Annotated in this window: 19 protein-coding genes and 1 tRNA gene; 13 read left to right on the forward strand and 7 right to left on the reverse strand. The window is 71.3% G+C overall.

The window, feature by feature from the left end; all coding sequences use genetic code 11:
- Positions 1-20: 20 nt before the first annotated feature.
- Together CNQ36_RS14300 and CNQ36_RS14305 are read right to left on the reverse strand one after the other, a co-directional pair.
- Positions 21-2,585: an SUKH-4 family immunity protein gene (locus tag CNQ36_RS14300; protein WP_121546292.1), complete on the reverse strand. Its 2,565-nt coding sequence runs from the start codon at positions 2,583-2,585 to the stop codon at positions 21-23.
- 9 nt (positions 2,586-2,594) lie between these two features.
- On the reverse strand, positions 2,595-3,614 hold the full coding sequence (locus CNQ36_RS14305; protein WP_004930417.1) for an SMI1/KNR4 family protein: 1,020 nt from the start codon (positions 3,612-3,614) through the stop codon (positions 2,595-2,597).
- A gap of 350 nt (positions 3,615-3,964) precedes the next feature.
- Here CNQ36_RS14305 and CNQ36_RS14310 point away from each other — a divergent pair, with 350 nt between their 5' ends.
- Both CNQ36_RS14310 and CNQ36_RS14315 read left to right on the forward strand, forming a co-directional pair.
- Positions 3,965-4,495, forward strand: a complete 531-nt coding sequence (locus CNQ36_RS14310; RefSeq protein WP_121548459.1) for a YwqJ-related putative deaminase — start codon at positions 3,965-3,967, stop codon at positions 4,493-4,495.
- A gap of 33 nt (positions 4,496-4,528) precedes the next feature.
- Complete coding sequence (locus CNQ36_RS14315) at positions 4,529-5,023, forward strand: SUKH-3 domain-containing protein (protein ID WP_004930413.1); 495 nt, start codon at positions 4,529-4,531, stop codon at positions 5,021-5,023.
- 18 nt (positions 5,024-5,041) lie between these two features.
- Here the strand turns inward: CNQ36_RS14315 and CNQ36_RS14320 are convergent, their stop codons facing one another.
- A complete protein-coding gene (locus CNQ36_RS14320; protein ID WP_004930410.1) occupies positions 5,042-6,355 on the reverse strand; it encodes a sensor histidine kinase in 1,314 nt (437 codons plus the stop codon).
- 167 nt (positions 6,356-6,522) lie between these two features.
- Here CNQ36_RS14320 and CNQ36_RS14325 point away from each other — a divergent pair, with 167 nt between their 5' ends.
- The 7 genes from CNQ36_RS14325 (at position 6,523) to CNQ36_RS14355 (ending at position 12,243) form a co-directional block, all read left to right on the forward strand.
- Positions 6,523-7,395, forward strand: coding sequence for a hypothetical protein (locus tag CNQ36_RS14325; protein WP_121546293.1), 873 nt, complete (start codon positions 6,523-6,525; stop codon positions 7,393-7,395).
- Between the two features lie 12 nt (positions 7,396-7,407).
- Positions 7,408-7,479, forward strand: a tRNA-Gln gene (locus tag CNQ36_RS14330).
- A gap of 121 nt (positions 7,480-7,600) precedes the next feature.
- Positions 7,601-9,046, forward strand: a complete 1,446-nt coding sequence (glmU, locus tag CNQ36_RS14335) for a bifunctional UDP-N-acetylglucosamine diphosphorylase/glucosamine-1-phosphate N-acetyltransferase GlmU (RefSeq protein ID WP_121546294.1) — start codon at positions 7,601-7,603, stop codon at positions 9,044-9,046.
- Between the two features lie 88 nt (positions 9,047-9,134).
- On the forward strand, positions 9,135-10,115 hold the full coding sequence (locus CNQ36_RS14340; protein ID WP_004930403.1) for a ribose-phosphate diphosphokinase: 981 nt from the start codon (positions 9,135-9,137) through the stop codon (positions 10,113-10,115).
- A gap of 230 nt (positions 10,116-10,345) precedes the next feature.
- Positions 10,346-10,945: a 50S ribosomal protein L25/general stress protein Ctc gene (locus tag CNQ36_RS14345; RefSeq protein WP_121546295.1), complete on the forward strand. Its 600-nt coding sequence runs from the start codon at positions 10,346-10,348 to the stop codon at positions 10,943-10,945.
- Between the two features lie 99 nt (positions 10,946-11,044).
- Positions 11,045-11,659: an aminoacyl-tRNA hydrolase gene (gene pth / locus CNQ36_RS14350; RefSeq protein ID WP_121546296.1), complete on the forward strand. Its 615-nt coding sequence runs from the start codon at positions 11,045-11,047 to the stop codon at positions 11,657-11,659.
- Between the two features lie 98 nt (positions 11,660-11,757).
- Positions 11,758-12,243, forward strand: coding sequence for a hypothetical protein (locus CNQ36_RS14355; protein WP_121546297.1), 486 nt, complete (start codon positions 11,758-11,760; stop codon positions 12,241-12,243).
- Positions 12,244-12,313: 70 nt separating this feature from the next.
- Here CNQ36_RS14355 and ppc read toward each other — a convergent pair whose 3' ends face one another.
- Positions 12,314-15,055: a phosphoenolpyruvate carboxylase gene (gene ppc, locus CNQ36_RS14360; protein ID WP_121546298.1), complete on the reverse strand. Its 2,742-nt coding sequence runs from the start codon at positions 15,053-15,055 to the stop codon at positions 12,314-12,316.
- 291 nt (positions 15,056-15,346) lie between these two features.
- Between ppc and CNQ36_RS14365 the strand changes: the two genes are divergently transcribed.
- Together CNQ36_RS14365 and CNQ36_RS14370 are read left to right on the forward strand one after the other, a co-directional pair.
- On the forward strand, positions 15,347-16,360 hold the full coding sequence (locus CNQ36_RS14365; protein ID WP_004930398.1) for an acyl-CoA desaturase: 1,014 nt from the start codon (positions 15,347-15,349) through the stop codon (positions 16,358-16,360).
- Positions 16,357-17,034 (forward strand): TetR/AcrR family transcriptional regulator, encoded by a 678-nt coding sequence (locus CNQ36_RS14370; RefSeq protein WP_004930397.1) that lies wholly within the window; start codon positions 16,357-16,359, stop codon positions 17,032-17,034. The genes CNQ36_RS14365 and CNQ36_RS14370 overlap by 4 nt, the downstream gene beginning before the upstream one ends.
- Positions 17,035-17,078: 44 nt before the next feature.
- Here the strand turns inward: CNQ36_RS14370 and CNQ36_RS14375 are convergent, their stop codons facing one another.
- Complete coding sequence (locus CNQ36_RS14375) at positions 17,079-17,903, reverse strand: trans-aconitate 2-methyltransferase (protein ID WP_004930396.1); 825 nt, start codon at positions 17,901-17,903, stop codon at positions 17,079-17,081.
- A 113-nt stretch (positions 17,904-18,016) separates the two neighbouring features.
- Between CNQ36_RS14375 and CNQ36_RS14380 the strand changes: the two genes are divergently transcribed.
- A complete protein-coding gene (locus tag CNQ36_RS14380; protein ID WP_004930394.1) occupies positions 18,017-18,514 on the forward strand; it encodes a MarR family winged helix-turn-helix transcriptional regulator in 498 nt (165 codons plus the stop codon).
- Here CNQ36_RS14380 and CNQ36_RS14385 read toward each other — a convergent pair.
- Positions 18,473-19,240, reverse strand: a complete 768-nt coding sequence (locus CNQ36_RS14385; protein ID WP_040906954.1) for a LuxR C-terminal-related transcriptional regulator — start codon at positions 19,238-19,240, stop codon at positions 18,473-18,475. The two genes, CNQ36_RS14380 and CNQ36_RS14385, sit on opposite strands and share 42 nt — an antisense overlap.
- A 291-nt stretch (positions 19,241-19,531) precedes the next feature.
- On the opposite strand from CNQ36_RS14385, the gene CNQ36_RS14390 reads away from it, so the two are divergent.
- Complete coding sequence (locus tag CNQ36_RS14390; protein ID WP_176117454.1) at positions 19,532-19,984, forward strand: GNAT family N-acetyltransferase; 453 nt, start codon at positions 19,532-19,534, stop codon at positions 19,982-19,984.
- 4 nt (positions 19,985-19,988) lie between these two features.
- On the opposite strand, the gene galK is transcribed toward CNQ36_RS14390, so the two are convergent.
- On the reverse strand, positions 19,989-21,161 hold the full coding sequence (gene galK, locus CNQ36_RS14395) for a galactokinase (RefSeq protein WP_121546299.1): 1,173 nt from the start codon (positions 21,159-21,161) through the stop codon (positions 19,989-19,991).
- Positions 21,162-21,172 lie beyond the last annotated feature (11 nt).

The following is a 21,172-nucleotide window of genomic DNA, read 5'->3' on the forward strand; positions in this document are numbered from 1 at the left end:
CGGCGCTCAGCGCCGGAGGGTCACAGCAACCCGTCCCACATCTCCTCGAGCAGCACCGACCACCAGCTCTCCGGCGAACCCAGCGCCGCCGGGTCCAGCGCGGCCAACTGCGCCTGGAAATCGACCGTCCAGCGGCCCGCCTGCTCCTGGTTCAGCCCGAACCGCAGCCGCCACATCCTGCCCAGCAGCGCCAGACAGCGCGCGAACTCCGGCAGACCGGTGTTCACGAACTGCGGCGGCACCGGCGCACCGCCCGGCCCCGCCTCCACCGGCACCGCGACGATGTTCGCCGTGCCGTACTGCACACAGATCGCCTTGCCGAAGTCGCTGCCCATCACCAGGTACGAACCCGCGTCCGGCGCGGGCTGCACGCCACGCTCCGCCGCCAGCTCCGCCAGCGTCGGCACCGGACGCCCCGGCTGGGCCTGCGCCCAGAAGAACGGGCCCATGTCCACCGGCAGACCGGCCGCCACCAGCGTGTGCGCCACCACCGGCGGCACCCCCTGCCGGGACACCGCCGCCTGCTCGAACCGGAACACGCCCGGCCCGAACGCGCCCGCCAGCTCCTGCGCGACGGCCTCCGGCGGAACCGGCGGCGCCGGCTGCACCGGCGGAATCGGCGCGCGCACCGGCGCGGGACGCGCGGGACCGTCCGCGACCTGGTGCAACTCACCCTGGTGGGCCAGCAGTTGCTGCATCCCCTGCTGCCGGCTCGCATGATCCGCGCCGTACGGGGCGATGCTCGTGATCCGCGCCTGCGGCCACTGCTCCCGGATCATCCGCGCGCAGTACGCACCGGGCAGCTCGCACGACTCCAGCTCGGTGTGCAGCTCCAGCACCTGGTCCGGCGGCACGTTCATGGCGCGCAGCTCGTGGAAGATCTGCCACTCCGGGTGCGGCGTGCCCGGCGCCGAACGCCGGATCAGCTGCTGCTCGCTGCCGTCCTGCGCCCGGTAGCGCAGCACCGCCTGATAGCCGGGGCCGACGGTCGGCTGACCGGCGGGCTGCGGCGGATAGCCGTACGCCGGAGGCTGCCCCGGCGCGGGAACACCGGGCGGCATCGCGCCGGGCGGCATCGGCGGCGCACCCGCGGGCACGCCCGGAGGCGCCGGCGGCGGGGGCGCGCCGGGACCGCCCACCGAGGGCGCGGCCAGCACGGTCTCCGCGTGGTGCACCGGCCCCCGCCCGCCCGCCGTACCGGGAGCGGCCGGAGCACCGGGCGGCTGCGGGGCACCGGGCGCACCGGGCGCGCCAGGAGGCTGCGGGGCGCCGGGCGCGGAGGGGGGACCGGGGGGCGCCGGAGGCTGCGGCGCGCCGGGACCGGCCGGCCCCATGCCCGACGGATCGGCGAACATCGTCGCCGCGTGGTGCACCCCACCCGGCGGCGTACCCGGCGTACCCGGCGCGCCGGGCGGCGGCGGAGGCGGCGCCGGGGTCCCGGGCGGCGGCGTCGCGCCACCCGGAGCACCGGGCCCGTCCGGGCCGAGCGACGACACCATCTGCGTCGGCACGTACCCGCCCGCCGGCGCACCCGGAGGCGGCGTCGGCGTACCACCCGGGCGCGCGCCCGGCGTACCCGGAGCGCCCGGCGGAGGCGGAGTCGTCGCACCCGGGCCGCGGCGCGGAGGCGGAGCCGCCTTGCTGGTCGCCGCGTCGGCGATGTCCCCCGCGTTCGGCGCGAGCGGCCGCTCCGGCGCACCCGGACCGGGTGGCGGAGGCGCAGCGGGCATACCGGGAGGAGGCGTCCCCGGCACACCCGGCGGAGGCGTCCCGGGAGGAGGCGTCCCCGGCGCACCGCCGGGACCCTGCGGATAGCCGTACTGCGCGGGCGCCTGCGGCACACCCTGCGGCGCGCCGGAACCCGGAAGCGCCGGCGCGACAGTCGTCGCCGGCAGCCCGCTGCCACCCGACATCAACGTCGTCTTCGCCTCCGGCGGCGCAGCGGGCGGCGGAGCGTCGTCGTCCGGCTCGCTCAGCTGCTGCGCGAACACCGTCTCCGGCAGCGGCACCGAACGGTCCTCACCCGCATCCGCGTTCGTGTCCGTACCGGCCCACGGAGTGGCCCCGGCCGGCGCCCCCGCGCCCGACTGCGCACCGCTCCCCCCGGCAGCGGGCCACGCGGCCCCGCTCCCCGACGCGTCCGCGGACGCCGCCGCAGGATCCGGAGCGGAACCCGAGGACGACCCCGAACCCTCCCCCCGACGGTCCGGAATCCCCAGCCGGTCCGCCGCCTCCTGCAACCACTCCGGCGGACTCAACAGGAACGACGTCTGATTCAGATCCACCCGCGCCGCAGGCGCCGGAGCCGGCTCGGACGCCACGTCCTCACGGCCGTACTCCTCCTCGTACCGGCGGATCACCTCACCCACCGGCAACCCCGGCCACAACGTCGCCTCACCACTGTCACGGGCGATCACCAGGCGCTGCGCGCCCCCGTCCGAACGAGGCCCGTCCGCACGGTCCTCCGCCCACACCACGAACCCCAGGTCGAACTCCCGTACCCGCACCTCACGATGCTGGTACGACGGCACATCGCCGTTGACCCACTCCTCCGCACGCTCCTGCGCCTGCGCGAACGTCACCATCGCCGAAGCTCACTCCCCCGCGGAAGAAACCGGAACGGCACGCGCGAACCCACCGTCCACCATCAGATTCGCCACCGTCTCCAGCTCCGGCGGAGACCCCGCCAACCGGGACAGAAAACCGTCGAAGTCGTCCCCGCACGACAGCAGCAGCCGCTCCACCCGCTCCGCCGGCGGCAACGACGGATCCACGTCACGCACATCGTCGTACGCGCAGAACCACACCGAACCCTGCCGCTCGCCCCGCACCTTCACCGCCAGCAGACCACCCTGCACGAACGCCACGCACAGATAGTCCTTGGTCAGATGATCACGCAGGCACTTGTTGACATAGACGAGGTCATTGACCGCCGCCTCGTCCCGCACCGTGAAGAACGGCTGGTCCACCAACAACCCCAGCTCCGCGTCCAACGCCGTCCCCACCGGCGCACAACCACCCGCCGCCTTCAAGAACGACCGGTACGCCCCCGGCAGCCGGTACCCGAGATCCTCCTCGACCCCCAGCACCTGCGACTCCGTCACCGCCACACCCGACTTCGGCAGCCCGAAATGCGCCGGACGCGTCTCCTGCAACGGCCGCGTCCCCCGCTTGCCCTGGTCCACCACCGCCGTCGCCACCCCACCGTGATGCCGCAGCAACGCCTTCACATCGACCGGAACCAGCTCCAGCCGCCGCGAACCCACCACGTGATGCCACGTCCAGCCGTGCGGCGTCGCCACCGCCGGCACCGTGTCCCACAACTCGTGACCACTCGCCGCCAGCGCCGCGTTCGCCGACACGTAGTCCGTCAGCCGCAACTCGTCCACGCCGAAACCCTCCGGCGGATCCGCGATCTCCGCCGCCGCCCGCGCGTACGCCGAAAAATCGGGATAACCACGCTCGTCCACCCGCACACCTCTCGGGTGACGCGCCGCCCGCACCGGATCCGGGAAGTGCACGACCTGCCCGGCATAGGCCGCGTTCGGCGGCACGGCATCTCCCCCGGCCTGGCGGCCGGAAGGTGCCCCCAGCCCGAGCCGACCTGTCGTCATCGCGGTTGCCCCCTGCGGCACTCTGTACGACTCCCACCGCCCCCTACGGACGGTTACGGAACGTATTCGACTGTCACGTCTGTCTCGACTGCATTCCGCCCCGACCCCCACAGCGCCCGCACACCCAACCGCGCGGTCACCGCAGGAATCGCGGTGCCGACAGCCTATGCCGTACGACTCCACCGGTCACCGGCACCGGCCCCCCACCCTTCCGCTTCCGTGACCAGCCGTCACCCTCCCGTGACAGCCCGCCCCGAACAGGGCGTGTCGCCCCGCCCCAGCTTCCGCATCAGCCACCCCATTTGGCACTCTGTGACCTCCGAGGGGATGCTCGGGAGGGGATGACGATCATGAACGCAACGCAGACAGGGCCGCACAGCGGCCCCTCCGGCGACCCTCGCTCCGGCGACCCCCGCATCGGCTGGAGCGCCACCGACACCGCCCACACCCCCACCCTCCACCACCGCCGCGACGGCATCCTGCCCACCATCGCCGCCGCCCTCTCCGTCCGCGGCGACACCCTCACCGGCACCGCCGCACGCGGCGACACACCCCCCGCCCTCCACCCCCTCGTCCAGGACTTCCTCGACACCCTCACCAGCGACCAACGCGACCGCTTCACCGGCCGCTGCGCCGAGACCATCCTCATCTCACGGCACATCACCACCGCCGACAACGCACGCAGCAAACGCGCCGCACGCAAACCCATGACCAACGGCGAAGCCCGCAAAGCCCTCAAACAAGCGAAACTCACCACCCGCCGCATCCGCGAAGACGGCGACCCCCTCCACGGCAGCTACGCCGCCCCCTGCCGCGCCTGCGCCGCCCTCAGCGCCCACTTCGGCGTCCGCACGGTCGACCCGGCCACCACCGCCAACTGACCCACGGCCCCCACGACCACGAACGAAGAACAGATGCACACCGACCGCACCTCGACCACCCGCTTCGCCGTACCCGTCGACGCGGCCCTGCGCACCGCCGGCTGGCAACCCGGACACTGGGACATCAAACAAGCGGAGATCTGGGCCGACACCCTCCGCGACCACACCTCACCCGCCGGACACCGCCACGCCGTCTTCCCCGCCGCCGTCGAAGCCTGGGCCGAATTCGGCGGCCTCCGCATCAGCCCCGGAGGACCCGGCCGGCAGATCGCCCCCGCCACCCTCCACCTCGACCCCCTCCACGGCCTCCACATGGCCCGCACCCTCGGCGACCTCGGCCGCGCCCTCGACACCGAGGTCAGCCCCCTCGGCGCCGAAACCGACACCCAGGCACTCCTCGCCATCGACACCCAGGGCCGCGTCTACGCCCTCGACCACACCGGCGACTGGTACCTCGGCCCCCACATCGACCACGCCCTCACCAGCCTGGTCTCCGGCACCCAGCCCACCCGCCTCACCACCGGCTGACCCCGCGCACCCACCCGGCTACGACGCCGGAATCACCGCCGACACCCGGAAACCCCCCGCGTCCGTCGGCCCCGACACGAACACCCCACCCAGCGCCGACACCCGCTCCCGCATCCCCACCAGACCATTCCCGCCCGACGGCAGCCCCGCCGACGACACCGCCCCCGACGGCGGCTCGTTCTCCACCTGCATCGCGATCTCCGACACCCGATGCGCAAGACGCACATACGTCTTCGCACCCGCCGCATGCTTGTGCACGTTCGTCAACGCCTCCTGCACCACCCGATACGCCGTCGACTCCACCTCCCGCGCATACGACCGCTCCTCCCCCACCACCGACAGATCGACCACCATCCCCGCCGCCGCCGACTGCCCCACCAGCTCACCGATCTCCGACAGACACGGCCCCTCCGCACCCGCCGCCTCGTCCACCGCCCGCGACGCCGCAGCCGCAGCCGCCACCCCCACCGCCGCCAACGGCACCGACGCACTCTCCCGCCGCCGCTCACCCTCCCCGCCCGAACGCAGCACCCCGAGCATCTCCCGCAACTCCGTCAACGCCTGCCGCCCCATGTCCCCCACCAGCGCGGCGTTCCTCACCGCCTTCTCCGGATCCTTCCGCGCCACCGCCTGCAACGCCGCCGCATGCACCACCATCAGACTCACCCGGTGCGCCACCACGTCATGCATCTCCCGCGCGATCCGCGTCCGCTCCTCCCCCCGCGCCCACTCCGCACGCTCCTCCGCACGCTCCGCCAGCAACTGGAGCTCCCGCTCCAGACTGTCCGCCCGCTCCCGCAGGCTCTCCATCAGCCGGCGCCGCGCCCCCACGTACAACCCCAGCAGCAACGGAGGCGCCGTCACCCCCAGCGCCGTCGTGATCGACGCGAACGGCACGATCCAGTCCCCGACGTCCACATCCCCCTTCGCCATGTCCTGCCGCATCCGCACGAACATCACGACGAGCACACCCACCAGCTGCATCCCCGCCAGCGACCCGATGATCCGCCGCGGCACCTCCGACGCCGCCAGCGAATACAGACCGACGATCCCCATCAGGAACCCCATCGCGGCCGGCGTCACGGCGATCGCCACCAGCACCACCGCGATCGGCCACTTCCGCCGCACCAGCAGCACGGACCCGGCCAGGAGACCGAAGACCACCCCCACAGGGACCGGAATCCCCGCCTCCCGCGCGAACGGGACCCCCTCCAGCCCACACTCCAGCGCGGACACCACCGCGAGCCCCACATCGAGCACGGCACTGCGCCGCCGCTCCCACCACCACGGCCCTCCCCGGGCCGTCACAAGCTCTTCCCCCGTCGTGGTCATGCGACCAGCCTACGGGCGCGCGGCGCCCCAAATCCGGCGAGTTTCCACGACCGCGCCACACCACACAGGGTGACCCTTCGGACGCGATACGCCCTGGAATCCCTCGAACTGCTGAATCGATCACCGTTCGAGAGGGGAAGCGCCCATTCCGCCCGGACGGTAGGGACGTGACACACGCACCAGGCAAGTACGCCGACTTCGAGGGCCTGCGGGAGCGGGCGGTGGCGCTGCGACGGGCGGGACTGAGCCGTCGCCAGATCCGCGACCGGCTCCACGTCGACAACAACGACATCCTCAACCGCCTCCTCCGGGGCGAGCCGGCCCCGGAATGGACGAAACGACCGAACGCCAGGGACGACCTGCGCGAGAAGGCGAGGGAGCTACGGCTCCGGGGCTGGACGTACGACCGGATCCAGGTCGAGCTGGGCTGCTCCAAGAGCTCGATCTCGCTGTGGGTGAGGGACCTGCCGAAGCCGGAGCGGAAGCGGAGCCCCGAGGAGGCTTCGGCGATCGCGAGGAGAGGCTGGGAAGCCACGCTCCGACGACGCGAGGAGGAACGGCAGCGGACCAAGCAGCAAGCCAAACAGGCGGTCGGCAACCTGACGCCCCGAGAACTGTTCCTACTGGGAGTCGGCCTCTACTGGGCGGAAGGCTCCAAGGACAAGCCGTACGACCGACGCGAGAACGTCGTCTTCGTCAACAGCGACCCGGGAATGATCCAGGTGTACCTCAGCTGGCTCGACATACTCGGCATCGAGCGGGAACGACTCCGGTTCAACGTCATGATCCACGAGAACGCCGACGTCTCCGGCGCGGAGGACTACTGGGCCGAGCTCACCGGAGCCGACCGCTCCGCGTTCAACAAGACGACGCTCAAGCGCCACAACCCCAAGACGGTGCGGAAGAACGTGGGCGACGGCTACCGCGGGTGCCTCGTGATCAAAGTGCTCAAGAGCGCCGACCTGTACCGTCGCATCGAAGGCTCCTGGTACGGCATAGTGTTGGGAGCCACCCAGCAGACTGACCAAATGTCCGTTTAGCCGGGTTGATTATCCCCTGTGGTGTAATCGGCAACACTATCCACTTTGGATGGATCATTTCAGGTTCGAGTCCTGGCAGGGGAGCCGAGCTCGAGTCAGGGCCCCGACCGGTCACCGGGTCGGGGCCCGCTCTCATGTCTCCCTCCGGAAACACCCCGGTATCCTGCGGATGTCACCCCACCCCAACACAGCCGAAGGGCATCCCGTGAGCGCCAATCGCCCGGCAGCCGTAGTCGTTCTCGCAGCGGGTGAGGGCACCCGTATGAAGTCGGCCACACCGAAGGTCCTGCACGACATCTGTGGCCGTTCCCTGGTGGGTCATGTGCTCGCCGCAGCCGGTGAGCTGGAGCCGGAGAATCTGGTCGTCGTCGTGGGGCACGCCCGCGAGAAGGTCACCGCGCACCTTGCGGGGATCGCCCCCGACGTCCGCACCGCGGTGCAGGCGGAGCAGAACGGCACCGGGCACGCGGTGCGGATGGGCCTGGAGGAGCTGGGCGGTTCCGTGGACGGGACGGTGGTCGTCGTCTGCGGTGACACCCCGCTGCTGACCGGTGAGACGCTGCGGCGGCTGTCGGCGACGCACGCGGCGGACGGCAACGCGGTGACCGTGCTGACGGCCGAGGTGCCGGACGCGACCGGGTACGGGCGGATCGTGCGGGACGACAGCGGTGCGGTGACCGCGATCGTGGAGCACAAGGACGCGTCGGGGGCGCAGCGGGAGATCCGGGAGATCAACTCGGGTGTGTTCGCGTTCGACGGGGCGTTGCTGGCGGACGCGTTGAAGAGGGTGCGGACGGACAACAGTCAGGGTGAGGAGTACCTGACGGATGTGCTGGGGATTCTGCGTGCGGCGGGGCACCGGGTGGGTGCGTCGGTGGCGGGGGATCACCGGGAGATCGCGGGGATCAACAACCGGGTGCAGTTGTCGGAGGCGCGGCGGATCCTGAACGACCGGTTGCTGACGGCGGCGATGTTGTCGGGGGTGACGGTGGTCGATCCGGCGACGACGTGGGTGGATGTGACGGTGTCGTTCGGTCAGGACGTGGTGGTGCATCCGGGGACGCAGTTGCTGGGTGTGACGCTTTTGGCCGAGGGGTGTGAGGTGGGTCCGAATTCGCGGCTGACGGACACCCGGGTGGGTGTGGGGGCGCGGGTGGACAACACGGTGGCGGTGGGTGCCGAGGTGGGTGCCGAGGCGTCGGTGGGTCCGTTCGCGTATCTGCGGCCGGGGACGCGGTTGGGCCGTAAGGGCAAGATCGGTACGTATGTGGAGACGAAGAACGCGTCGATCGGTGAGGGGACGAAGGTTCCGCATCTGTCGTATGTGGGTGATGCGACGATCGGCGATTTTTCGAACATCGGTGCGGCGAGTGTGTTCGTCAACTATGACGGGGAGCACAAGCACCACACGACGGTCGGGTCGCACTGCAAGACGGGTTCGGACAACATGTTTGTGGCGCCTGTCACGGTGGGGGACGGTGCTTATACGGCTGCCGGCTCGGTGATCACGAAGGATGTGCCGCCGGGTTCGCTGGCCGTGGCCCGCGGTCAGCAGCGGAATATCGAGGGTTGGGTGGCTCGAAAGCGTCCTGGGAGTGCTGCCGCGAAGGCGGCGGAGGCGGCGTCCCGGGGGTCGGCTGCCGAGGAGTGACCGGATTCCGCCCCTTCGGACAGGGCGTACCGTGATAAGTGCACATGCGCACCCCCACCTGCTGCGACACCTCTGAGGAGACAGTGCTGTGACCGGGATCAAGACGACCGGCGAGAAGAAGATGATGTTCTTCTCCGGCCGCGCCCACCCCGAGCTTGCCGAGGAAATCGCCCACCAGCTGGGTGTCGGGGTCGTCCCGACGAAGGCCTTCGACTTCGCCAATGGCGAGATCTATGTGCGGTATCAGGAGTCGGCTCGTGGTGCCGACTGCTTCCTGATCCAGAGCCACACGGCTCCGATCAACAAGTGGATCATGGAGCAGTTGATCATGATCGACGCGTTGAAGCGGGCGTCGGCGAGGTCCATCACGGTCATCGTGCCGTTCTACGGTTACGCGCGGCAGGACAAGAAGCACCGGGGTCGTGAACCGATTTCGGCGCGTCTGATCGCGGACCTGATGAAGACGGCGGGTGCGGACCGGCTGCTGGCGGTGGATCTGCACACGGATCAGATCCAGGGTTTCTTCGACGGGCCGGTGGACCATCTGTTCGCGTTGCCGCTGCTGGCGGACTACGTGGGTGCGAAGGTGGACCGTTCGAAGCTGACGGTGGTGTCTCCGGACGCGGGCCGGGTGCGGGTCGCGGACCGGTGGTGCGACCGGCTGGGTGCGCCGCTGGCGATCGTGCACAAGCGGCGGGACAAGGACGTGGCGAACCAGGTCACGGTGCACGAGGTCGTCGGTGATGTGAAGGGGCGTATCTGCGTCCTGGTCGACGACATGATCGACACGGGTGGCACGATCTGTGCGGCGGCGGACGCGTTGTTCGCGCATGGTGCGGAGGACGTCATAGTGACGGCGACGCACGGTGTGCTGTCGGGTCCCGCGGCGGACCGGCTGAAGAACTCGCGGGTGAGTGAGTTCGTGTTCACGAACACGCTGCCGACGCCGGGTGAGCTGAGTGAGTCGCTGGACAAGATCAAGGTGCTGTCGATCGCGCCGACGATCGCGCGTGCGGCGCGTGAGGTGTTCCAGGACGGTTCGGTGACGAGTCTGTTCGACGAGCAGTAGGGGTGCCGCTGCGGTGCAGTAAGGGTTCTGCACTGTGTCGTGGCGCCGGGTCTCCCGCTGATCGTTTTGGGTGCGGCCTCCTGGTCCGAGTAGACTGCTGAAGTTGCTCGGCGAGGGAGGCCGTACCGCTTTTCATGGAGCGGGTGCGGTGGTCCGTTATCGACGCGCTCTTCGTAGCAGGCCGTTCGTGGCCGGGTGACCACGTCCGTTTCTGACTTCGAGGAGTGACTATGTCCGAGGTGAAGATCTCCGCCGCCACGCGCGACGAGTTCGGCAAGGGTGCGGCGCGCCGTATCCGCCGTGACAACAAGGTTCCGGGTGTTCTGTACGGGCACGGTTCGGACCCGCGGCACCTGACCTTCCCGGGTCACGAGCTGCTGATGGCGCTGCGTACGCCGAACGTGCTGATCGCGCTGGACATCGACGGCAAGTCGAACGAGCTGGCGATCCCGAAGTCGGTTCAGCGTGACCCGATCAAGGGTTTCCTGGAGCACGTGGACCTGCTGCTGGTGAAGCGCGGCGAGAAGGTCCAGGTCGAGATCCCGGTGCAGACCGAGGGTGAGCTGGCCCCGGGTGGTTACCTGCTGGAGCACGTGCTGTCCGCGCTGCCGGTCGAGGCCGAGGCCACGCACATCCCGGAGAGCGTGACGGTGTCCGTGGAGGGTCTGGAGGCCGGTGCCGCCGTCCTGGCGAAGGACATCTCGCTGCCGAGCGGTGTGACGCTGGCCGTCGAGGAGGACGCGGTGGTCCTCCAGGTTCTGGCCGCGCAGGCCGAGGAGGCGCCCGCCGAGGGTGCCGAGGGTGAGGGCGAAGCGGGCGCCGAGGCCTGATCCTCTTCCTGAGTCGTCGTTTCGTCGGCCGCTGTTCCCGTGCGGGGCAGCGGCCGACGTGCTGGTAGAGGCGTGCGCGAGGGCGCGGGTGAAGGAGACATGGACGTGACGACGGATGCGGCGGCCGGTGCGGCGGGTCCCTGGCTGATCGTGGGGCTGGGCAATCCGGGGCCGGAGTACGCGATGAACCGCCACAATGTGGGGTTCATGGTGGCGGATCTGCTGGCGGAGCGGATCGGGGCCCGGTTCAAGCGGGCGGGGAAGGCGCAGGCGCAGGTCGTGGAGGGCCGGATCGGACCGCCGGGGCCGGCGGGCCGGCGGGTGGTGCTGGCGAAGCCGATGTCGTACATGAATCTGTCGGGCGGGCCGGTGAACGCGCTGCGGGAGTTCTACAAGGTGCCGGTGGAGCGTGTGGTGGCGGTCCATGACGAGTTGGACATCGACTACGGGACGCTGCGGCTGAAGCTGGGTGGCGGGGACAACGGTCACAACGGGCTGAAGTCGATGACGAAGGCGTTCGGGCGGGATTACCACCGGGTGCGGTTCGGGATCGGGCGGCCGCCGGGGCGGATGCAGGTGGCGGATTTCGTGCTGAAGGACTTCGCGTCGGCGGAGCGCAAGGAGCTGGACTACTTCGTGGACCGGGCGGCGGACGCGGTGGAGTGTCTGGTGATCGAGGGTCTGGAGCGGGCGCAGGGGACGTACAACTCGTGACCTGCTGAGGGGTGCATCGGCCGACTTGTCGTGCCTTCGGTGCCTGCCGGGCCCGGTCGAGTTGACCGGCCGCAAGGTCATGGCCAAGGATCTCCGCCATGTCTCCCGCTGCCCGTTCCTCCCGTGGCTCCTCCGCCCTGCGTTTCGGCCGGTTCGCGGTGATGGGCACGGTCGCCGCGCTGATCCTGATCGCGGGTGTGTGGGCGTCGTGGGGTACGGCGCAGCACGTGATGCTGCCGAAGGGGCGCGAGCGCGGCACGGTCGAGGTGGCGCGGTGCGGTGAGGGGATCTGTACGGGTCCGTACACGCCGGTGTCCGGGGGGTCGCAGCCGCGTGCCGAGGTCCGGCTGGAGGACTCGGTGGCGGTGGAGAAGGGCCGGACGTACGCGGTGGTGCTGAAGCCGGGTGGCGGGGAGGCCGTCCGCTCGGGTCCCGCGGGGGTGCTGTACGCCTGGGTTCCGCTGGGTGGCGCGTTGCTGCTCGCGTCGGTGGTGGTGGCGGGCGGGCTGTTGCGGACGCGGTGGGCGTGGGTGATGGCGTCGCTGGGGGCGGTGCTGCTGACGGGGGCGTTCCTGGCGGTGTGACGGCGTGGGGAACGAAAAGGGTGCCCCCGGCCTCGTGCGAGGCCGGGGGCACCCTTTTCGTGCCGGTGGGTCAGCCGGTGTTGCGCAGGCCGGCCGCGACTCCGTTGACGGTGAGCAGCAGGGCGCGGGCGAGCAGCGGGTCGGGCTGTTCGCCTGCGGCGGCGGCGTCGCGCTGGCGCTTGAGGAGGGCGACCTGGAGGTAGGAGATGGGGTCCAGGTAGGCGTCGCGGATGGAGAAGGTCTGCTTGAGGACGGGGTCGGCGTCGAGGAGTTCCTGTTCGCCGGTGACCCGCAGGACCTCGGCGACGGTGAGTTCGTGTTCGGCCTTGATGGCGTCGAAGACGTGCTGGAGCTCGTCGGGGACGAGGGTGTCGACGTAGTGCCCGGCGATGCGCAGGTCGGTCTTGGCGAGGGTCATCTCCACGTTGGAGATGAAGTTGCGGAAGAAGTGCCACTGCTGGTGCATCTCGTCGAGCACGGTGTCGAGGCCGGCCTCGCGCAGTGCCTTGAGGCCGGAGCCGACGCCGTACCAGCCGGGGACGATCTGCCGGGACTGGGTCCAGCCGAAGACCCAGGGGATGGCGCGCAGTCCGTCGAGCGAGACGCCGGAGCCGGGGCGGCGGGAGGGCCGTGAGCCCAGGTGCAGGTCGGCGAGCTGGTCGACGGGGGTGGAGGCCAGGAAGTACGTCGGCAGGTCGGGGTCCTCGACCAGCTTGCGGTAGGTGGTGTGGGCGGCGTCGGAGACGACGTCCATGGCGGCGTCCCAGCGGGCGAGTGCCTCGACGGACTGGCGGGGCGCGGTGTGCAGGGCGGACGCCTGGAGGGTGGCGGCGACGGAGAGTTCGAGGTTCTCGCGGGCGAGGGCCGGGATGAGGTACTTGTCGGAGATGACCTCGCCCTGTTCGGTGACCTTGATCTCGCCTTCGAGGGTGCCCCAGGGCTGGGCGAGGATGGCGTCGTGGGTGGGGCCGCCGCCGCGTCCGACGGTGCCGCCGCGGCCGTGGAAGAGGCGCAGACGGACGCCGTAGCGGTGGGCGACGTCGCGCAGCCGGCGCTGGGCGCGGTGGATCTCCCACTGGCTGGTGGTGATGCCGCCGAACTTGGAGGAGTCGGAGTAGCCGAGCATGACCTCCTGGACGTCGCCCCTGAGGGCGACCAGGCGCCGGTAGGAGGGGTCGGCGAGCATGTCCTCGAGGATGGTGTCGGCGGCCTTGAGCTCGTCGGTGGTCTCCAGGAGGGGGACGATGCCGATCTTCGCCCAGCCGGCGTGCAGGTCGATGAGTCCGGCCTCGCGGGCGAGGACGGTGGCGGCGAAGACGTCGTCGGCGCCCTGGCACATGGAGATGATGTAGGACTCGATGACCTCGGGTCCGAAGACGGCCAGGGCCCGCTTGACGGTCTGGAAGACGCCGAGGGTCTTCTCGCCGGCCGCGTCGACGGGCGCGGGGGTGGGGGCGAGCGGCCTCCTGCTGCGCAGTTCCTTGGCGAGGAGCTTGCCGCGGTAGTCGCGGGGCATGTCGGCGTAGCGCCAGGATTCCTCGCCGAGCCGGTCGAACAGCTGGCCGAGGGCGTGGTGGTGGGCGTCGGCGTGTTCCCGTACGTCCATGGTGGCGAGCTGGAGGCCGAAGGCGGCGAGGGTGCGGATCGTGCGGGCGAGGCGGCCGTCGGCGAAGAGTCCGCCGCGGTGTTCGCGCAGGGAGGCCTGGATGATCCGCAGGTCGGCGAGGAGTTCGCCGGTGCCGAGGTAGTCGCGGCCGGGTTCGTGCGTGGTGCCCTTGGCGAGGCGGAGCTTGGTGTTCTCCAGCTTCTGCCGGATGCAGGTGGCCTTGAGCCGGTAGGGCTCCTCGGCGTTGAGGCGCTTGTAGCGGGGGCTGATCTCGGGGAGGGCGTCGAGGTCGGCCCGGAGGGAGGTGAGGAGTTCCTCGGTGGCTCCGGTGTAGCGGATGGAGTTGGAGAGGAAGCCGCGCAGTTCGTCGATCATCTCCAGGGCGTCGTTGATGCCGTGTTCGTGCTGGAGGATGAGGACGTCCCAGGTGACCTGGGGGGTGACGTTGGGGTTGCCGTCGCGGTCGCCGCCGATCCAGGTGCCGAAGGTGAGGGGGCGGGTGTCGTCGGGGAGGTGGACGCCGACGCGCTCGAGTTCCGCGGTCAGGTCCTCGAGGACGTCGCCGACGGCGCCGGCGTGGAGTTCGTCGAGGTAGTAGATGGCGTTGCGGGCCTCGTCGGCGGGTTCGGGGCGGACCACGCGCAGTTCGTCGGTCTGCCAGACGAGGTCGATGTTCTCGGCGAGCCGGGTGTCGAGGCGGCGGCGGTCGGACTCGATGACCGGGGTGTCGAGGAGCGCGGCGATCCGGCGGAGCTTGTTGAGGACGGAGCGGCGGGCGGCCTCGGTGGGGTGGGCCGTGAAGACGGGCCGGATGTTGAGGTTGCGGACGGTGTCGCGCAGGTGCTCGGGGTCGGCGTCCTTGAGGCGGTCGGCGGTGCGGGAGAGCAGTCCGCCCTCGGCGGCGCGGCGGGCGCGCAGTTCGCGGCCGCGGTGCACCTGCTCGGTGACGTTGGCGAGGTGGAAGTAGGTGGAGAACGCGCGGACCAGCTTGGCCGCGGTCTGCAGTTCGGTGCCTCGCAGCAGTTCGGCGGCGGCTTCGCCGTCCTCACGGGTGAGCCGGCGCACCTTCTCGACGAGGTCGAGGAGTTCCGGGCCCTCCTGTCGCACCAGGGTCTCGCCCAGGAGGTCACCCAGTCGGCGGATGTCGGCACGCAGTTCGCTGCTCGTGGTCGCCGTGGATACGGTCTGGTCGTCGGCACTGCTCACAGGTGCGGCTCCTTGCAGTGTTGAAGCTCGTCCGGGAGGGAACCCGGCGTGCGTCTCGCGCGGCGTGCGCCGCTTACGGGCCGGACGTCCGGGAAGAAATCAGAGCGGACCGCGCTGTCCGACCGACTTCAAGGATAGGTGCCGACCCGGACGCGCAGACTCGCGGGCTCTTGCCGCCGGGCGACGCACTGCCATACTTACGTTGCCGTAGGTTACGGAGGCGTAGGTGTGAGTTGCGTCTCCGGCGGTGCGGCACCCACCCTCAGTCCACATACCCCACAGGGGACACGCATGACCTCAAGCTCCGACGTGCTCGACGAAGCCCCGAAGCAACCCCGGTCCGACGACGCCATGCCCTCCGCCACGCTGGGCGGTGAGCGCAAGCGCTCCCTCGAGCAGATCACGCTGCTGCTCTTCATCATCGTCCCCTTCCTTGCGCTGGTGGCGGCGGTGCCGCTGGCGTGGGGCTGGGGGGTGAGCTGGCTGGACCTCGGTCTGCTGGTGTTCTTCTACTACCTCGGGTGCCACGGCATCACGATCGGTTTCCACCGTCACTTCACGCACGGTTCGTTCAAGGCGAAGCGGCCGCTGAAGATCGCGCTGGCGATCGCCGGGTCGATGGCGGTGGAGGGCCCGCTGGTGCGGTGGGTGGCCGATCACCGCAAGCACCACAAGTTCTCCGACGCGGAGGGCGACCCGCACTCGCCGTGGAAGTACGGCGAGACGGTCCCGGCGCTGATGAAGGGCCTGTGGTGGGCGCACATCGGCTGGATGTTCGACGAGGAGCAGACCCCGCAGGACAAGTACGCCCCGGATCTGATCAAGGACCCGGCGCTGCGGGCGATCTCCCGGCAGTTCATCCTGTGGACCCTGGTGTCGCTGGCGCTGCCGGCGGTGATCGGCGGTCTGGTCACCATGTCGTGGTGGGGCGCGTTCACGGGCTTCTTCTGGGGCTCGCTGGTGCGGGTGGCGCTGCTGCACCACGTGACGTGGTCGATCAACTCGATCTGTCACGCGGTGGGCCGGCGACCCTTCAAGTCGCGGGACCGTTCGGGCAACGTGTGGTGGCTGGCGGTGCTGTCGTGCGGTGAGTCCTGGCACAACCTGCACCACGCCGACCCGACGTCCGCGCGGCACGGCGTGGAGCGCTGGCAGCTGGATTCCTCGGCCCGGCTGATCCGCTGGTTCGAGCAGCTGGGCTGGGCGTACGACGTGCGGTGGCCGTCACGCTCGCGTATCGATTCGCGCCGGAACTCCGCGGAAGACAGCGTCCGGCGCGGGAAGGAACGCGTCGAGGCGGCATGATGGTCGGTGTGGCCACCGACTCCAGCAGCACCCCGAACAGCGAGAAGCCCCGGCGCGCCCGCCGCACCCGGATGACCGGTGCGGAGCGCCGCCAGCAGCTGCTGGAGATCGGCCGCACCCTCTTCGCGGCGAAGGGCTTCGAGGGCACGTCGGTGGAGGAGATCGCGGCGCGGGCCGGGGTCTCCAAGCCGGTGGTGTACGAGCACTTCGGCGGCAAGGAGGGTCTGTACGCCGTGGTGGTGGACCGGGAGATGCGGCGCCTGCTGGACATGGTGACCGGTTCGCTGACGGCGGGCCATCCGCGGGAGCTGTGCGAGCAGGCGGCGTTCGCGCTCCTCGACTACATCGAGGAGTACACGGACGGTTTCCGCATCCTGGTCCGGGACTCCCCCATCCCCCAGTCGACGGGGTCGTTCGCCTCGCTGATCTCGGACATCGCCACCCAGGTGGAGGACATCCTGGGCCGCGAGTTCAAGAGCCGGGGCTTCGATCCGAAGCTGGCGCCGCTGTACGCGCAGGCCCTGGTCGGGATGGTGGCCCTGACCGGCCAGTGGTGGCTGGACGTCCGCAAGCCGAAGAAGGCGGAGGTGGCCGCGCACCTGGTCAACCTGGCCTGGCACGGTCTGGACGGCCTGGAGCCCAAGCCCCGGCTGATAGGCCACCGGAAGAGCTGAACCGGTAGCGCACTGCGATCGTTCTCGAGCCGCACGCCCTGAGATCAACTCCCCTTGCGCGCGACGGCGAAGACGCGGCGGAAGGGGAACGGGGTGCCGTGGGGGCCCGTCGGGTAGGCGGCGCGCAGGGCGGTGCGGTACTCGGCGACGAAGGCGTCCCGGGCCCGCGGGTCGTCGGCGAGGGCGGTGAGGACGGGGCGCAGTCCGGTGCCCTTCACCCAGTCGAGGACCGGGTCCTCGCCGGTCAGCAGGTGGACGTAGGTCGTCTCCCAGGCGTCGGCCGCGCAGCCCAGGGCGGTCAGGTGCTCCAGGTAGGCCTCGGGGCGGAGCACGGCGTCGTCGTGGCGCAGGACGCCGTCCAGGCGGTCGCGCCAGCGCGGGGAGCCGGCGATGTCGCGCATCAGGGTGTGGCTGGGGGCGTCGAAGTTGCCGGGCACCTGGAAGGCGAAGGTGCCGCCGGGGGCGAGCCCGGCGATCCAGTCGGCGAACCTCTCCACGTGTCCCGGGACCCACTGCAGCGTGGCGTTGCTGACGATCAGGTCGTACGGCTCGTCCGGGGTCCAGGTCCGGACGTCGGCGTGGGCGAAGTCGAGCCGGCCGCCCCCGGAGACCGGGCCCCCGTGGTCGGCGCGGGCCCTGCCGAGCATCTCGGGCGAGTTGTCGTAGCCGGTGATCCGGGCCGTCGGCCAGCGGCCGGCGAGCAGCGCGGTCACGTTGCCGGCGCCGCAGCCGAGGTCGGCGACGCGGGGCGGGTCGCCCGGGAGGCCGGGGACGCGGGCGAGCAGGTCGGTGAAGGGCCGGGCGCGGTGTCCGGCGTGACGCAGGTACTGGGCGGGGTCCCAGGCGGGGGTGGCGGCTGCTGCGGACATGGGGCCTCCCGGGGGTGGTGGACGGGTACCCACCCTCACTCCCCAGACATCTCGACGTCAAGAGACTTCACATCAAGAGACTTCACATCGACACAACCACTACACTGATCGCCATGGAGGACGAGGTCGATCGGCTGGTCGCAGCGTGGCGCCGGGAGCGCCCGGACCTCGACGTGGAACCGCTCGAGGTGCTCAGCCGGGTGAGCAGACTGGCCCGGCACCTGGACCGGGCACGCCGGCTCGCCTTCACCGAGCACGGGCTGGAGTCCTGGGAGTTCGACGTGCTGACCGCGCTGCGCCGCGCGGGCACCCCGTACCAGCTCTCCCCGGGGCAGCTCCTCACGCAGACGCTCGTCACCTCGGGCACGATGACCAACCGCATCGACCGCCTCACCAAGAAGGGCCTGGTGGAGCGGCTGCCCGACCCCAGCGACCGGCGCGGTGTGCTGGTCCGCCTCACGGCCGAGGGCCGCGACCGGGCCGATCAGGCGCTGGCCGGACTGCTGGCGCAGGAGCGGGCGATCCTGGCGGAACTCACCCGCGCCCAGCGCGGCGAACTCGCCGGTCTGCTACGCCAGTTGACCGCCCCGTTCGACAACATCCCCGGTTAGGTCGACGGGCCCGACACCCGCCCGCCGGGCGAGGGCCACCGCGGCCAGCGTGGAGTGCACGCCCAGTTTCCCGAGCACGTTCTGCATATGGGTCCGCACGGTGTGCGGGGACAGGTACAGGCGCTCGGCGACGGCCTTGCGCCCCAGTCCCGCGACCATGCACCGCAGCACCTCCCGCTCGCGCGGGGTGAGGGACTCCACGAGCCGTTCGCTCTCGGTGCGGTGCCGCCGGGCCGCGGTCAACTCCCGCAGCACCCCGGTCAGCAGGGCGGGCGGCAGATGCGTCTCGTCGCGCAGCACGCCCCGGATGACGGTGAGCAGACGGTTCAGCGAGCAGTCCTTGGCCACCCACCCGGAGGCGCCCGCCTGCAGCGCGAGCGCGGCACGGGCCGGGTCGTCCTTCTCGGCGAGGACCACGATCCTCACCAGCGGCTGCGCCGAACGCACCCCGGTGACCAGCGACATCCCGTCGACGAGCCCGTCCTCGTCACCGGCCTGCACGGGCACGGCCGGCCGGCCGCCCGGCACCTTGCCGCCCAGATCGGCGTCGACGAGGAGCACGTCGAACCGCCGCCCCTCGGCGGCCGCCCGCTCCAGGCAGCGCAGCGCGGCCGGGCCGCTGCCCGCCGCGGACACGTCGACGTCGGGCTCTGCGGCCAGGGCCGCGGCCAGCGACTCCGCGAAGATGCGGTGGTCGTCGACGACCAGGACTCGAATGCGCACCACGAAACCCCCTTCCCCGAGCTCCTCACAGAGCAGGGGACTACCCCATCGTCGGAGGTCGACACCGGCGCGGGTACGACGCCGAGGCCCCTGTCACTGCACTCACCTGACCCGGGACGGGCCGCCGCGGCCGCACGGCCGCCGCCGCGCGACAACCGCCACCCCCGCCCCGGACGCCGTACCCGACCGTCTCGCCCCCGGAACGGCGCCGGCCCCCACCGGCGCTGTTCATCAGGGTACGGGCGGGGGCCGGGAGCGGAAGCGGATTTGCAGAACTGGCGGCCTGACGCGTTTATGGTGAGCCGCATGTTTCGTCTTGAGACAGAAGTCGACAAAGCCCGACGCGATCTGCTCCACAGGCGGCTGAGGGACACCAACACCGCGGCCTCGGCGGTCCTGCGCGCCCTGCGCGGAACCCCGGCCGCACGCGAATCGCCTTTGCACGTGTGGGCGTCGGATGCGAACGGCGAGCTGGCCGGCGGCCTGGTCGGCCACACCTGGACGGCCTGGCTGCACGTGACGTACCTCTGGGTCGACGACCGCCACCGGGGAGCGGGCCTGGGCTCCTCGCTCCTCGCCGAGGCGGAACGCGTCGCCGCCGGACGCGGCTGCACGGCCTCCCGCGTGGAGACCTGGGACTTCCAGGCCCCGGACTTCTACCGGCGCCAGGGCTACGAGGTGGTCTGCGTGATCCCCGACTACCCGCCGGGGATCACGGAGTACACCCTCACCAAACAGCTGCGCTGAGCGGTCAGCGCACGCGCCGCGCGCCCGCCGAGGGCACCGCCTCGAAGACGCGGGGAGCGGCGAAGCCGGCCGCCGCGAAGGCCTCTTCCACCGCCTTGGTGACGGCGGGGACGTCCGCCTCCTCGGCCAGGACGATGGCCGAGCCGCCGAAGCCGCCGCCGGTCATCCGGGCGCCGAGGGCGCCGGCGGTGACGGCGGTGTCCACCACCAGGTCGAGTTCCGGGCAGGAGACGCGGAAGTCGTCGCGGAGGGAGGCGTGGCCCTCGACCAGGACCGGGCCGATGGCGCGGGTCTCGCCCGACTCCAGCAGCCGGACCACCCTCTCCACCCGCTGGTCCTCCGTCACCACGTGCCGGACCAGGCGGCGGACCTCCTCCTCGTCGCCCAGCCGCCCGAGCGCCGCGTCCAGTTCCGCGTACGGGACGTCCCGCAGGGCGTCGACGCCCAGCAGGGCCGCGCCCTTCTCGCAGCCCGCGCGGCGCTTGCCGTACTCGCCCTCGCTGTGGCTGTGCTTGACCTGGGTGTCGACGACGAGCAGGCGCATGCCCTCGGCGGCCAGGTCGAAGGGGATCTGGCGCTGGGAGAGGTCGCGGGTGTCGAGGAACAGGGCGTGACCGGTCTCGCAGCACGCCGAGGCCGTCTGGTCCATGATGCCGACGGGGGCGCCGACGTAGACGTTCTCCGCGCGCTGGCACAGCCGGGCCAGCTGCCAGCCGCGCAGGCCGAGGCCGAACAGGTCGTTCAGGGCGAGCGCGACGACGACCTCCAGGGCCGCCGAGGACGACAGGCCCGCCCCCGCCGGGACGCTCGAGGCCAGGTGGATGTCCGCGCCGGTCACGGTGTGCCCGGCCTCGCGCAGCGCCCACACCACGCCCGCCGGGTAGGCGGTCCACCGCCTGTCGGACTCGGGGGTCAGGGCGTCCACCGCCAGTTCCACGACCGGCCCGTCCACGTCCGCGGAGTGCAGCCGCAGCACTCCGTCGTCCCGCCGGGTCACCGCGGCGACCGCGGTGTGCGGCAGGGCGAACGGCATGACGAAGCCGTCGTTGTAGTCGGTGTGCTCACCGATGAGGTTGACCCGGCCCGGTGCCGCCCACACCCCGTCCGGCGCGGCACCGTACAGCTCCTCGAACCGCTCGGCGACGGACCCCGCGACGGCCTCGCTGGACTCGCTCATGCCCTGACCCC

Source organism: Streptomyces fungicidicus, assembly GCF_003665435.1.
Classification (GTDB): Bacteria; Actinomycetota; Actinomycetes; order Streptomycetales; family Streptomycetaceae; genus Streptomyces; species Streptomyces fungicidicus.